The 13,871-nt window shown below is 70.9% G+C and carries 9 protein-coding genes; 2 read left to right on the forward strand and 7 right to left on the reverse strand.

The genetic code is table 11. The annotated features are described in order from the left end of the window. Positions 1-88: 88 nt before the first annotated feature. The gene (gene nrdR, locus ACIHEJ_RS27615) at positions 89-640 is read right to left on the reverse strand and encodes a transcriptional regulator NrdR (RefSeq protein ID WP_400139420.1); all 552 of its coding nucleotides are present in this window, start codon (positions 638-640) and stop codon (positions 89-91) included. Between the two features lie 564 nt (positions 641-1,204). Here nrdR and lexA point away from each other — a divergent pair. Then, a complete protein-coding gene (gene lexA / locus ACIHEJ_RS27620; RefSeq protein ID WP_366013993.1) occupies positions 1,205-1,984 on the forward strand; it encodes a transcriptional repressor LexA in 780 nt (259 codons plus the stop codon). A gap of 89 nt (positions 1,985-2,073) precedes the next feature. Here the strand turns inward: lexA and ACIHEJ_RS27625 are convergent, their stop codons facing one another. The 4 genes from ACIHEJ_RS27625 to ACIHEJ_RS27640 form a co-directional block, all read right to left on the reverse strand. Further along, the gene (locus ACIHEJ_RS27625) at positions 2,074-4,050 is read right to left on the reverse strand and encodes an ATP-dependent DNA helicase (protein WP_400139423.1); all 1,977 of its coding nucleotides are present in this window, start codon (positions 4,048-4,050) and stop codon (positions 2,074-2,076) included. Positions 4,051-4,350: 300 nt separating this feature from the next. Further along, the gene (locus ACIHEJ_RS27630) at positions 4,351-5,121 is read right to left on the reverse strand and encodes a GNAT family N-acetyltransferase (protein WP_400139425.1); all 771 of its coding nucleotides are present in this window, start codon (positions 5,119-5,121) and stop codon (positions 4,351-4,353) included. A 68-nt stretch (positions 5,122-5,189) separates the two neighbouring features. After that, positions 5,190-7,154 (reverse strand): IucA/IucC family protein, encoded by a 1,965-nt coding sequence (locus ACIHEJ_RS27635; RefSeq protein ID WP_400139427.1) that lies wholly within the window; start codon positions 7,152-7,154, stop codon positions 5,190-5,192. A 296-nt stretch (positions 7,155-7,450) separates the two neighbouring features. Further along, entirely contained in the window at positions 7,451-8,923 is a 1,473-nt protein-coding gene (locus ACIHEJ_RS27640; RefSeq protein WP_400139428.1) for a diaminobutyrate--2-oxoglutarate transaminase family protein, read from the reverse strand. 474 nt (positions 8,924-9,397) lie between these two features. Here ACIHEJ_RS27640 and ACIHEJ_RS27645 point away from each other — a divergent pair, with 474 nt between their 5' ends. After that, a complete protein-coding gene (locus ACIHEJ_RS27645) occupies positions 9,398-10,627 on the forward strand; it encodes a trypsin-like serine peptidase (RefSeq protein ID WP_400139430.1) in 1,230 nt (409 codons plus the stop codon). Positions 10,628-10,689: 62 nt separating this feature from the next. On the opposite strand, the gene hflX is transcribed toward ACIHEJ_RS27645, so the two are convergent. Further along, complete coding sequence (gene hflX, locus ACIHEJ_RS27650; RefSeq protein ID WP_400139432.1) at positions 10,690-12,180, reverse strand: GTPase HflX; 1,491 nt, start codon at positions 12,178-12,180, stop codon at positions 10,690-10,692. A 158-nt stretch (positions 12,181-12,338) separates the two neighbouring features. Beyond that, positions 12,339-13,832 carry a M1 family metallopeptidase gene (locus tag ACIHEJ_RS27655; RefSeq protein ID WP_400139434.1) on the reverse strand — a complete coding sequence of 498 codons (1,494 nt, stop codon included), beginning with the start codon at positions 13,830-13,832 and terminating at the stop codon, positions 12,339-12,341. Positions 13,833-13,871 lie beyond the last annotated feature (39 nt).

The raw sequence follows: 13,871 nt of genomic DNA on the forward strand, positions 1-13,871 counted from the left end.
CGGGCACCCTCAGCTGCCACCCGCAACAGGTCTTCGGTCGCCGCCTCCCGGCCGGAACCCGGGCTCCTCCCGGTTTCCGGCCCGCCGGTCAGTCGGCGGCGTGGGCGGGCACGGGAACCTGAGAGGTTCCATCCGGCCCGCGAACGTCTTCGTGGCTCCCCGCGCCCGCGTCTTCCTCGTCCACGGCGCGGCCTCGCGTCGCCTCCCTCAGTTCCGCGATGGCGGCCTCGAAGTCCTCGAGCGAGTCGAACGCCCGATAGACGGAGGCGAACCGCAGATAGGCGACGAGGTCGAGCTCCTGCAACGGGCCGAGTATGGCCAGCCCCACGTCGTGGGTGGTCAGCTCGGCGCTTCCGGTGGCCCGCACCGCCTCTTCGACCCGCTGGCCGAGCTGGGCGAGCGCGTCCTCGGTGACAGGCCGCCCCTGGCATGCCTTGCGCACACCATTGATGATCTTGGTGCGGCTGAATGGTTCGGTGACGCCGGACCGCTTGACCACCATGAGCGAACACGTCTCCACGGTCGTGAAACGACGGGAGCAGTCAGGACACTGGCGGCGCCGGCGGATCGACGTGCCGTCGTCGGTCGTACGACTGTCGACCACACGGCTGTCGGGGTGCCTGCAGAAGGGGCAGTGCATGATCTCCAACCCTCCTCACAGCAGACTCAAAAGCCTCGTCAGACCCCATGGGTCCCGCGAAGCAGCCCTAAGCATAGGCGATCGCGGAGTCGGCTCCGACCCGGGGGACCACAACTTGTGGGCTGCTGTAGCCATCCAACCACTAGATGTGGGGATTGGCTCATACACCGAGGCAGACTCGCGTGTCGCAGTGCGACGACGCTCCGCGAGGACCTGCGGCACCCGTCCGGGACACGCGGACGCACAGCCGTATCGCTGTGGCGGTTACGGAGATACCGTGGGCGCGGCACGGAGGACGCGTAGGACTCCGGCACAGAAGGAACCCGGGTCACGGAGGAGCGGGTTCCGGATGGCAGACTGGGGCCACAGCCCACGAGGCGAGCAACCCTGGCGGTGAAGAGTACAACAATGGGCACTTTTGCCCATCGACTGTCGCGTCAGCCATACACCCAGACACATGATCACGTCAGGTGAAACGCACTTTTTCACTCGAACGTGTGTTTGGCGCAACCTTTCGAAAGCAACTACCGTTGTCCAGCAGGGAGACCATCGAGAGGGGCCGACGTGACCACCACCGCAGACAGTGCCACCATCACTGCCCAGGACCGCTCCCAGGGCCGAGTCGAGCCGGTACATGCGATGAACGAAGCCGCGAATCCCGAGGGACACAAGCGCTCCCTGCCGGGCCGACCTCCAGGGATCCGGGCGGACAGCTCGGGCCTCACCGACCGGCAGCGCCGGGTGATCGAGGTCATCAGGGATTCCGTCCAGCGGCGGGGCTACCCGCCGTCGATGCGCGAGATCGGCCAGGCCGTCGGCCTCTCCAGCACGTCCTCGGTCGCACACCAGCTGATGGCACTGGAGCGTAAGGGCTTCCTGCGCCGCGATCCGCACCGCCCGCGCGCGTACGAGGTGCGCGGCTCCGACCAGGCGGTGACGGTTCAGCCCACGGACACCGCCGGCAAGCCCGCCGCGTCGTACGTCCCGCTGGTCGGCCGTATCGCCGCCGGTGGCCCCATCCTCGCGGAGGAGTCCGTCGAGGACGTCTTCCCCCTCCCCCGCCAGCTGGTCGGTGACGGCGAGCTGTTCGTCCTGAAGGTCGTCGGCGACTCCATGATCGAGGCAGCGATCTGCGACGGCGACTGGGTCACCGTACGCCGGCAGCCGGTGGCCGAGAACGGCGACATCGTCGCGGCCATGCTCGACGGCGAAGCCACCGTCAAGCGCTTCAAGCGCGAGGACGGCCACGTCTGGCTCCTCCCGCACAACGCGGCCTACGAGCCGATCCCCGGCGACGACGCGACCATCCTCGGCAAGGTCGTCGCCGTGCTGCGCCGCGTGTGACGTCCGCGGCGGGCGGGCCGGCCGGCTCGCTCCCTGACCGGGCCCCGGAACCCCTGCGCCGGTTCCGGGGCCCTGCACGTTCCGAGGCTCTACTGCGCTTCTGCCTGCTTCGCCGCCGCGTCGATCGCCGCGAGCGACTTGCGGACCTGGTTACGGTCCGTCGTGTACCAGAAGTCCGGCATCGAGGACTTGAGGAAACCGCCGTACCGCGCGGTGGCCAGGCGCTGGTCCAGTACGGCGACCACGCCCCGGTCCCCCGACGCGCGGACGAGACGGCCGGCACCCTGCGCCATCAGCAGGGCCGCGTGGGTGGCGGCCACCGCCATGAAGCCGTTGCCGCCCGCCTCCTCCGTCGCTTTCTGCCGCGCGCTCATGAGCGGATCGTCGGGGCGGGGGAAGGGGATCTTGTCCATGACCACCAGCTGGCAGCTGGGGCCGGGCACGTCGACGCCCTGCCACAGGGACAGCGTGCCGAAGAGGCAGGTCTTCGGATCGGCGGCGAAGTTCTTGATCAGTTCGCCGAGCGTCTCCTCGCCCTGGAGCAGGATCGGGAACTCCGGGATTCGGGCACGCAGCTCCTCCGCCGCGAGCTGGGCCGCCCGCATGGACGAGAACAGCCCGAGGGTGCGACCGCCTGCCGCCTGGATCAGCTCGGTCAGTTCGTCCAGCATGTCGGCGCGCTCGCCGTCACGCGCGGGCCGTGCCAGATGCTTGGCGACATACAGGATGCCCTGCTTGCGGTAGTCGAAGGGCGAGCCCACGTCGACGCCCTTCCACGTCGGCAGGTCGTCGCCTTCCACGCCCTCGGGACCGAGCCCCAGGGAACCGCCGACCCCGTTGAAGTCGCCGCCCAGCTTCAGGGTCGCGGAGGTGAGGACGACGCTGCGGTCCGCGAAGAGTTTCTCCCTCAGCAGCCCCGAGACCGACATGGGAGCGATCCGCAGCGAAGCGCCGAAGCGGTCGTGACGCTCGTACCAGACGACGTCCCACTCCGAGCCGTTCAGGACCCGCTCCGCCACGTCGTGCACCGTCTCCACGGACGCCAGCGCCTGCTTGCGTACCGCGTCCTCGTCCTGCACCGACTTGTCGCGCGTCGCGCCGATCGCGGAGATGACCGTGCGGGCAGCGTCTCTGAGCGCCATCAGGGCGTAGCCGAGATCCTCCGGAATCTCCTCCAGCCGGCCCGGCAGCGCCAGCTCCATCAGCCGTTCGAAGCCCTCGGCGGCGGTCTGGAGCTGGTCCGCCGCCTTCTCGTTGACCAGTTTGGCCGCACGCCGCACCGCGCGGTTCACCTGGCCTGGCGTGAGCTCGCCCGTGGCCACGCCGGTGACGCGGGAGACGAGCTCGTGCGCCTCGTCCACGATGAGCACCTCGTGCTGGGGCAGCACCGGGGCGCCCTCGATGGCGTCGATGGCGAGCAGCGCGTGGTTCGTCACCACGACCTCGGCGAGCTTGGCGCGCTCGCGCGCCATCTCCGCGAAGCACTCGGCGCCGTACGCGCACTTCGAGGCGCCCAGGCACTCCCGTGACGACACCGAAACCTGCGCCCAGGCGCGGTCCGAGACGCCCGGGGTGAGGTCGTCCCGATCGCCGGTCTCGGTCTCGTCCGACCAGTCGCGCAGCCGCAGGAGGTCCTGGCCCAGCTTGCTGGTCGGCGCGGCGGCCTCGAACTGGTCGAAGAGTCCCTCTTCCTCGTCCTGTGGTACGCCCTCGTGCAGGCGGTGCAGGCAGAGGTAGTTCGACCGGCCCTTCAGCATCGCGAACTCGGGGCGACGGCGCAGCAGCGGGTGCAGGGCCTCCACCGTGCGCGGCAGGTCACGCTCCACGAGCTGGCGCTGGAGGGCGAGGGTGGCCGTCGCGACGACCACTCGCTCCCCGTGCGCGAGCGCGGGCACGAGATAGCCCAGCGACTTTCCGGTGCCGGTACCGGCCTGGACCAGCAGGTGGGATCCGTCGTCGATCGCCTCGGCGACCGCTTCGGCCATGGTCACCTGGCCAGGGCGCTCCGTGCCGCCGACGGCTGTGACAGCGGCATGCAGGAGTTCGGAGAGTGAGGGCTTCGTCATAGCCCGACCACCCTACGGCCCGGCACTGACAAACGGGCGATCAAGGCGGTGACGTGGGACGGGACCACGAGCGGGATCACGGCCGGGCTCCTGGGTGGGGGGATGTCGGGGACTGGGCGGGGGGGACGGGGGCTACGGGGGCTACGGGGTGAGGGACGACGGAGGCAGGAGAGCTACGGGGAAGAGGACCTCTCCGCAGCCGTCGCACGCTCCGAGCGACGGGCTCACTTTCTTCTCAGCCGAGTGGGAACCGGACCGGCCCGGCCGGTGTACCAGGTGTGAAAGCGTCGTGACTCGGCGCTACGGCACATCGCGCAGGTGCCGGTCCCGGATCATGAGGGCGGCCCGCTTGCCGGGCAGGTCGACCTCGGCCGCGAGCCGGAAGCCGGCACTCAGGAAGGCGGCGACGGAGGGGGTGTTGCGTGCATCAGGTTCCGCCACGACATGTGCGCATGCGGGACGCCGATCGAGGATGAGGTCGGTCACGGCTCTGAGCAGGGCGGTTCCCAGCCCGCGGCCTCGGTTCGCGGCATCGCCGACGAGGAAGTGGACACCGGTGTCGTGCGGACGGGCTGGATAGCGGCGGGCCAGGGGGTCCAGGTCTGCCCGGTAGATCTCCCAGTAGCTCATGGGTGTGCCGTCCAGCACCCCGAGACACGGCACGCTGCGTCCGTCACCGTGGAGTTGGGCCCGCAGATGTTCCTCCGTCCGGTCCGGGGGCCCGGCCAGTTCCCAGAATTCCGCGACGGCGGGGTCGTTCATCCAGCGGTGGACGAGCGGCAGGTCGTGGTCGAGGCGTACGGGCACGAGTTGGAAGGCGCCGACAGGGGTGACGACCGGACCCCACGTGGGGAGCCGGTCGAGGAGGTAGGCCGTCCCTCCGGCGAAGAGGGCGACGAACTCCGAGGGCAGGTGGAGGTCCAGGGTGTCCTCACTGTCGGCGTCGTCGTCCTCGACGGTGAAGTGGCTGAACAGGGCGTCCGGCATGCCCGCGGTGCCCGTTCGGGGGCCGGTGCGACTCGGTGGGACAGCGGCGGGACCGGAGCCGGCGCTCGCGTCGGTGGAAGGCACGGTGCGCTCCTCTCGGAAGACGTGGTGGGTCATGTTCCTCGGAAGTGCGGGAGATCGGTGTGATGTGGTCAGGGACGAAGGGGGTTGGCGATGGTGACGTAGACGGACTGGGTGTCGACCGGACCGACGAGTTCGTCCAGGCCGTGCAGCCGGGTCAGCAGATTGGCCTTGCAGCGCAGGACGGGTGAGTCGAGCAGGCGGCCGGGCAGGGTTGAGCGCAAAGGAGCGGGCCCGGAGGCGAGGTTGCCGAGGAACCGCCGGAAGGCCGCGAGGAGCAGTCGCTCGTCGGCAAGACGCTCGGAGCCGAACGCGCCGATCAGGCCCAGCACGTTGTTGACGGCGAGGTAGTACGTGAAGCGTTCGTCGGTGACCTCGTCGGCGACGAAGGTGTCGCTGCGCTCGCCGATGCCGGGGAGCAGTGCGTCCAGGTCGGCCCGCCGGGACTCGCGGAAGTAGTACCCCTGGTTGTCGCGGTAGCGGCCGCCGGTGGGCCAGCCTTCGCTGTCGAGCAGAAGCAGCGTGTTCTGTTGATGGGCCTCGAGAGCGATGCCGGCCTCGCTGTCCAGCCAGAGCACGGGCCGCACGACCTGCTCCAGATAGCGCAGGAACCACTCGGCGGCGACGGCTCCGACGGGGCGGCCGGTGCGTGCGGCGAGCCGAGCCACGAGCTGGGCCAGCCGGGAGCGCATGGGCCACGCGGGAGGGTGCGTGGCGGGGCTGCCAGCCGGCTCGAGGGGGACGGGCCGAGGTGATACGAGTCCGGCGACGCAGCCGACGTCGTCGGTCGGGGTGAACGGGTTGTGCCTGATCATCACATCGAGCCCGGGCACGGGCAGTCCGTCCGGGCCGTCGACGGCCAGCCAGGCCGGGTCGCGGACGATGTCGAAGCCGGGATGGGCTGCCTGCCACCGCTTGCACAGACCGGTGCGCAGCAGCCGGTGCACCTCGACTCCACGACGGAGTTCCTTGCGCAGGTTCTCGCGGCGGGAGTTGGTGATGCGCAGGCCCAGCGACAGCTTGAGCATCGCGGGGGCGCCGGATCGGTGGACGGTTCGTACGGAGGACGTGGGGTGCCAGGCAGGGCCGAGGGGGCCGAGGTCCCGGAGGTGCCCGGCGTCGAGCAGGGCGGCCACAGGTTCCCGGAGCAGTAGCTCGCGTGCCTGCCAGGGGTGCATCGGAAGGGCGGTGTAGCCGTCGGGCAGAGGGAGCTCGGTTTCGGCGAGGCGTCGCGTGAGATGGCCCGCCGGGACGGCACGGCCACGTTCGGTCCAGGCCGAGTCCGTGGCCAGGAGACGGGGTGCGACTGCCAGCCAGTGCAGGGGAAAGGAGCCGCGCACCTCTGGTGAGAAGAGGCGGGATTCGGTCTCGGTCAGGCCTTCCCGGCTCTTGGGGGTCGGGTGCAGGGGGTGTCCGAGGAGGAGGGCCTGCTCGGTGCTGAGGAAGAGGTCCGGGGTGTCGGCGGGGTGTGCGCGTCGGTCGCGGATGAAGGTCACGGTCCGGCGGAGCGAGTCCGCCACCCTGGCCACCAGGTCGCCGCCGTCGCCGGTGGCGGCGGGGTCCGAGGTGTGGGCGGCGCTGCTCACTGCGCTGCCGGTGCCCCCGGCTGTCTCACGGGTGAGCAGCGCCGCGAGGGTGACGGCGTCGACGGGAGGAGCGGTGTCGGGGGCCTCGGCGAGGCGCGGTGGTCCGAAGCGGTGCCAGCCCGTCGGGGACCAGTAGCGGACCGGTACGACCAGGGAGGTGCCGCTGGCGGGAAGGGGGATGCACAGGCTTCCCGTCGTCGGCGCGGTCAGGTCGGTCTCGCGTACCCAGCACCGCAGGAGGTTCTCCACGGCGGCGGCCTCGGCGGCGGTGCGCGGATCGGGGTCCTCGAGTGGATCGGGGCCGGGTTCCGTGCGGCGCGTCAGGTCCGCGGTCCGCCGCTTCTGCGGGGGCACCGTCTCGGCCAGCGGCACGGGCGCGTGGGGGGCGCCGGTGTCCCCCTGGTCGTCGGGGGTGTCGGAGCGGCCGTCGGGGGCGGGCGTGGCGTTCATGGCGGCTCCTCGGGGGCTGGGGACGGTTGGTGCGCGGGGCGGTCACGGCAACGGATCGGTTGCCCTCCCCTCCTGGGCGGCACGAATGGGTCGGTGGCCGGTCGGGTGGCTGGCCGGGCATCGTCCAGCGGCCGCTCCGGTGGGGCGGGGGGTGTGAGCGAGGCGGAGGGGCGGGTCGTCTGCGGAGGCCGGTGGGGGCCTGGATGTTCGTGGAAGGAGGAGTGGGCGTGATGGGGGTCGGTCAGGGCACGGGGGCTGGTGCCGGGATCGGGGGCCGGGTGGCGGGCGTACGGCTCTCAGCCCGCGCGCTGGGCGGGGCCGTGGTGTCGGCGGTGTCGTGGGCCGTGCTCCTCGTGGTGGCGGGCCACCGCGGCCAGCGCGTCGGCCAGGCGGTCGAGCACGGCCGCCGCCTGTTCGTCGCTGATCGTGAGGGGAGGGAGCAGCCGGACCACGGCAGAGTGACGGCCGCCGAGTTCGACGATCAGCCCGCGCTGGAGGCATTCCCGCTGTACGGCGGCGGCGAGTTCGGGGGCGGCGGGGCGCGGAATGCGCGTCGGCTCCAGGCCGGTCGGCGTGGAGCTGCGTTCGCCGGTGGCGGGTGTCTCGCCGGCCGCGGCTCCGTCCGCCTCCGGTTCCACCAGCTCGACCCCGATCATCAGCCCACGGCCCCGCACCTCCCCCACGCACGCGAACTGCCGGGTGTGTTCCCTGAGGTGGGTCAGCATTCGGGAGCCGAGGTCGGCGGCTCGTTCGGCGAGCCCGTTCTCGCGGACGTGCGCGAGGGTGGCGGTGCCCGCGGCCATGGCGAGCTGGTTGCCTCGGAAGGTGCCCGCGTGGGCGCCGGGTTGCCAGACGTCGAGGTCTTCGCGGTAGACGATCACGGCGAGCGGAAGGCTGCCCCCGATCGCTTTGGACAGGACCATCACGTCGGGGGTGATGCCGCTGTGGTCGACGGCCCAGAAGGCGCCGGTCCGGCCGACTCCGGTCTGGATCTCGTCGGCGATCAGCGGGACGGACCGGTCCGCCGTGAGCTGCCGCATGCGGCGCAGCCAGTCGTCCGGTGCCGGAATCACTCCGCCTTCGCCCTGGACCGGTTCGAGGATCATCCCGGCGGGCAGCGGCACGCCCGACTTGGGGTCGTCGAGGAGGGACTCGGTCCAGCGGGCCGCGAGTTCGGCGCCGCGCGGTCCGCCGACGCCGAAGGGGCAACGGTAGTCCTGCGGATAGGGCAGGCGGGCGACCTGGATGTCACGGGCGCCGCCGGAGGCGGCCAGGGCGCCGGCGGTCATGCCGTGGTAGGCGCCGGTGAAGGCGAGGATGCCGGTGCGCCCGGTCGCGGCCCGGACCAGTTTGAGGGCGGCCTCGACTGCGTCGGTGCCGGCCGGTCCGCAGAACTGGACGCGGGCCCGGTCGGCGAGGCCGGACGGCAGGGTGCGGAACAGCTCGGTGATGAAGGCGTCCTTGACGGGTGTCGCGAGGTCGAGGACGGAGAGGGGGGCGCCCGAGTCGAGGACGCTGCGGATCGCCTCCAGCACGACGGGATGGTTGTGGCCGAGGGCGAGGGTGCCGGCGCCGGAGAGGCAGTCCAGGTAACGGCGGCCGTCGGCGCCCTCGATGGTGAGGCCGCGCGCCCGGACGGGCACGATGGGCAGGGCGCGGGCGTAGGTGCGCGCCGAGGACTCGCGCGCCGACTGGCGTCTGAGGATCCCCTCGTGCACGGTGCGTGCTTCCCCGTGCGTGCCCTCAGCCACCGACTCCGTTACGGACACGGCTCGCTGTCCTCCCCGTTGTTCACAGGCATGTTGATCCATGGAGACCGGTCACAGACAGCAGGCCCCACACCGCTACAACCGCCGACCGCCCGACGGGTTACGGGTCATCACAAGATCCTTTCCGGTGGGTGCCTGTGGCCGCTCCAGCACCGCCCGGTGCAGCCGCGCCTCGGGACGGCAGGGGGAGCGCGGCGATCGACGGGGCCGTCTGTGTGCGGGCCGTCCCGCCGGTACGGCCGAAACCCCCTCAGACGTGATCAGACGCCAACTCGGCACCATGGGACGCGATTGACCAGGTCAGGCTGCTTGTAGCCGAACCGTTGCCGTACCGTCGGAACTCCCCCACAGCGACCGCATAGTGTGTACTGCCGTTCCCAGACGGTCGTGAGAACGGCATGAACTCCCCATGAGTTCAGCGCCGGTGTCACGGCCGAAGCGCCGAGTACCTTCACAGCAGGGGGAGTCAAGAGCATGCGATCCATACGGCCGTCGTTCACCGTTCGGCGAGGGAGGGGCGCCCGCCGCACCTCCTCCGCGCTGGCGACGGTCGCCCTCGTCTCGGCGCTGGCGATGACCGCCACCGCCTGCAACGGCGACGGTGACGACCACGCCGACGGCACGCCGACCGCCACCGCGACCGCGGGCGGCTCCGGCGACGGAAAGATCAGGATCCCGGAAGACCTCAGGAAGAGGCTCAAGGAGCACGGGATCGACATCGACAAGTGGAAGACCGGCGCCTGGAAGGACTGGAACAAGCAGGACTGGCTGCGCGAGGCCAACGACTTCATCAACCCGATCATCAAGGGCCTGTGGGACCCGGACCGGATGCGCCACGCCAACGACCCGAACAAGGGGGTCGACGAGAACGACATCTCCGGTGACCAGGGCGTCACGGACCCGACCCCGCAGCCCGTGAAGGCGCAGGCGGTCACGGCGCCGTACCACACCAACGCGGCGACCTCGGGCAAGGTGTTCTTCGACTCCCCCGAGGGCCACATGGTGTGCTCGGGCACGGTGGTGGAGGACCCCGCGCACCCCGGCAAGTCGAACCTCGTCTGGACGGCGGGGCACTGTGTGCACGCCGGCAAGGAGGGCGGCTGGTACCGCAACATGGCGTTCGTGCCGTCGTACAACAACTCCGGCAAGTCGGCCGATCAGCTGCAGACCGCCAGCAGGTCCGAGATCGCGCCGTACGGCGTGTGGTGGGCCGATGCGGCGCAGACCTCGCAGCAGTGGATCGACCAGGGCGGTGAGACCGGCGGCAACGGCGCCCCGTACGACTTCGCGGTGATCCATGTGACGCCGGAGCAGGGCAGCGGCGGCAAGTCGCTGGAGGAGACGGTCGGCGGGGCGCTGCCGGTGAACTTCAACGCCCCGGCGGTCCCGAAGGTCGCCGGCATCACGGCGTCCGGTTACCCGGAGGCGGCTCCGTTCGACGGTCAGCTGCTGTACCAGTGCAAGGACAAGCCGGGCCGGCTCTCGATCGAGCGGTCGGACCCGACGATGTACCGGATCGGTTGCACGATGACCGCAGGCTCCTCCGGCGGCGGCTGGGTGGAGACCGGTGCGGACGGCAAGCCGGCGCTGGTGTCGAACACCTCCATCGGCCCGGTGAGTTCGGGCTGGCTGGCCGGTCCCCGGCTGGGTGACGTGGCCAAGGGTGTGTACCAGTCGGTGAGCAAGAAGTTCGCCGGGCAGTAAGCACGTAAGCGCTGAAAGGCCCGCCCCCTCGGAAGGGGGCGGGCCTTTCGTACAGCCGTGGATCAGGCCGCCGAGACCGGCGTGTAGGGCGCCAGGTCGGCCGCAAGCTCCTCGTGCACCCGGACCTTGAGCAGGGTGCCCTCCGCGGTGTGCTCCTCGGAGATCACCTCACCCTCGGTGTGGGCGCGGGCCACGAGCTTGCCGTGGGTGTACGGCACGAGCGCCTCGATCTCGACCGAGGGACGGGGCAGCTCGTTGTCGATCAGGGCGAGCAGCTGGTCGATGTTCCGGCCGGTGCGGGCCGAGACGGCGATCGAGCGCTTCTCGACCCTGAGGAGTCGCTGGAGGACCAGCGGGTCGGCCGCATCCGCCTTGTTGATCACGACGATCTCGGGCACGTCGGTGGCGCCCACGTCCCGGATCACCTCGCGCACGGCGGCGAGCTGCTCCTCCGGGTTCGGGTGCGAGCCGTCCACCACGTGAAGGATCAGGTCGGAGTCACCGACCTCCTCCATCGTGGAACGGAACGCCTCGACCAGGTGGTGGGGCAGATGCCGGACGAAGCCGACGGTGTCCGCCAGCGTGTACAGCCGGCCGCTCGGGGTCTCCGCCCGTCGGACGGTCGGGTCCAGGGTCGCGAACAGGGCGTTCTCGACCAGGACCCCGGCGCCCGTGAGGCGGTTGAGCAGGGAGGACTTTCCGGCGTTGGTGTAGCCCGCGATGGCGACGGACGGCACCTTGTTGCGCCGGCGCTCCTGACGCTTGATCTCGCGGCCGGTCTTCATCTCCGCGATCTCCCGGCGCATCTTCGCCATCTTCTCGCGGATCCGTCGCCGGTCCGTCTCGATCTTGGTCTCACCGGGGCCACGCGTGGCGAGACCACCGCGACCGCCACCCATCTGCCGGGACAGCGACTGACCCCAGCCTCGCAGCCTCGGCAGCATGTACTGCATCTGCGCGAGCGCGACCTGCGCCTTGCCCTCTCGGGACTTGGCGTGCTGGGCGAAGATGTCGAGGATCAGGGCCGTACGGTCGATGACCTTGACCTTGACGACGTCTTCGAGCTGGATCAGCTGGCCGGGGCTCAGCTCACCGTCGCAGATGACGGTGTCCGCGCCCGTCTCGAGGACGATGTCCCGCAGCTCGGCGGCCTTGCCGGAGCCGATGTAGGTGGCCGCGTCGGGCTTGTCGCGGCGCTGGATGACGCCGTCGAGCACCAGCGCGCCGGCGGTCTCGGCGAGGGCGGCCAGCTCCGCGAGGGAGTTGTCGGCGTCCTGCGCGGTGCCGGTGGTCCACACGCCGACGAGCACGACCCGCTCCAGGCGGAGCTGACGGTACTCGACCTCGGTGACGTCCTCCAGCTCGGTGGAGAGGCCCACGACGCGGCGCAGCGCGGCGCGCTCGGAACGGTCGAACTGTTCGCCGTCACGCTCGCCGTCGATCTCGTAGCTCCAGGCGACGTCCTCTTCCATCAGGGCATCGGCCCGAAGGCCCTCGGGATAGGCGTGCGCGAGGCGCTTGGCGTCCTGGGAAGGGGAAGAAGAGGAGGTCATTGGATCCTTACGTCGATGGGAATGCCGTGGCGGCGCCGGGACGACGGTCACCGGGACCGCTCGTCCTGTTCAACGCACGAGTACCCCGGGAGATTCCCGTGTCCCGTGTTGCGCCGACCCGAAGATGGTCGCACGGGTCGGCACACCCCGTCACCGTCTTATTCACGGGCCGGGGCCTTGGCGGGCTGCGTGCTCTTCCAGTCCGGGTGGCCCGGCATGGGCGGGGTCTTCGCGCCGTAGAGCCAGCCCTGGAAGAAGCCGCTCAGGTCACGGCCGGACACCATCGAGGCCAGCTGCACGAAGTCGTCGGTGGTGGCGGTGGAGTCCCGGTGTTCACGGACCCAGATCCGCTCCAGCCGCTCGAAGGCGGGACGGCCGATCTCCTGCCGGAGGGCGTAGAGGACGAGCGCGGCACCGTCGTAGATGTTGGGCCGGAAGATGCCGATCTTCTGGCCGGGCGCGGGAGGCTTGGGCCGGGCGGGCGGCCCGTCGGCCTCGCGCCAGCGGTCGGAGGCGCCGTAGGCGGCCTTCATCCGGTCCTCCATGGGCCGGTGCGCCTTCTCCTCGGCGTACAGCTCCTCGTACCAGGTGGCGTGCCCCTCGTTCAGCCAGACGTCGGACCAGGTGCGGGGGCTGACGCTGTCGCCGAACCACTGGTGGGACAGCTCGTGCACCATGACCGACTCGATGTACCACCGGGGGTAGGCGGGGTCGGTGAACAGGTTCTTCTCGAACAGCGAGAGGGTCTGGGTCTCCAGTTCGAAGCCGGTGGAGGCCTGGGCCATGAGCACGCCGTAGGTCTCGAACGGGAACCGGCCGACCTTGCTCTCCATCCAGGAGATCTGGCCGGGTGTCTTCGCCAGCCAGGGTTCGAGGGCCTTGCGGTCGCTGCTGGGCACGACGTCACGCATCGGCAGCCCGTTCGGTCCCTCGCGGTGCACCACGGCGGAGCGGCCGATGGACACCTGGGCGAGCTCGGTGGCCATGGGGTGTCGCGTGCGATAGGTCCAGGTGGTGGTGCGTCCGGCCCGGTCCGCTCCGGCGGGCAGGCCGTTGGCGACGGCGGTGTAGCCGTTCGGGGCGGTGATGTGGAAGGTGAACATCGCCTTGTCGGACGGGTGGTCGTTGCACGGGAAGACCAGGTGGGCGGCGTCGGCCTGGTTGGCCATGGCGAGGCCGTCGGAGGTGCGCACCCAGCCGCCGTCCTGGTCCCGGCCGGTGACGGGGTCGCTGGTGTGCCGCACGGTGATCCTGGTCCAGCGGCCCTCTCTGAGGGGACGGGCCGGGGTGACGACCAGGTCCTCGCCGGCACCGGCGAAACCGGCGGGACGGCCGTCGACCGCGACGGACTTCACGGTGCCGTGCGCGAAGTCGAGGTTGATGCGGTCCAGGTCGGCGGTGGTCCAGGCGTCGATGGTGGTGACGGCCTGCAGCGGCTTGTCATTGCTGCCGGGGTAGGTGAGGGAGAGGTCGTACGACGCCACGTCGTAGCCGGGGTTGCCCAGGTGGGGGTAGAGCCGGTCGCCGACGCCCAGGGGCTCGGCCGGGGCCGCGGCGGCGAGGAGGCAGACGGAGACGGCGGAGGCGAGCAGGGCCGCCTTCCGATGCCGGGAGATCCCGGGCTTGAGCCGGGGGCGCGGGGTGAGCAGCATGGACCACCGCTACCAGTGCGCACCCGCGCTACGGCGGCG

Source organism: Streptomyces sp. NPDC052301 (assembly GCF_044593395.1).
GTDB lineage: Bacteria > Actinomycetota > Actinomycetes > Streptomycetales > Streptomycetaceae > Streptomyces.

Bases quoted from the DNA above. Each gene is read 5' to 3' on its own strand.
- nrdR (WP_400139420.1), bottom strand. From the start codon at position 640: ATGCACTGCCCCTTCTGCAGGCACCCCGACAGCCGTGTGGTCGACAGT.
- ACIHEJ_RS27625 (WP_400139423.1), bottom strand. From the start codon at position 4,050: ATGACGAAGCCCTCACTCTCCGAACTCCTGCATGCCGCTGTCACAGCC.
- ACIHEJ_RS27635 (WP_400139427.1), bottom strand. From the start codon at position 7,154: ATGAACGCCACGCCCGCCCCCGACGGCCGCTCCGACACCCCCGACGAC.
- ACIHEJ_RS27645 (WP_400139430.1), top strand. From the start codon at position 9,398: ATGCGATCCATACGGCCGTCGTTCACCGTTCGGCGAGGGAGGGGCGCC.
- hflX (WP_400139432.1), bottom strand. From the start codon at position 12,180: ATGACCTCCTCTTCTTCCCCTTCCCAGGACGCCAAGCGCCTCGCGCAC.
- ACIHEJ_RS27655 (WP_400139434.1), bottom strand. From the start codon at position 13,832: ATGCTGCTCACCCCGCGCCCCCGGCTCAAGCCCGGGATCTCCCGGCAT.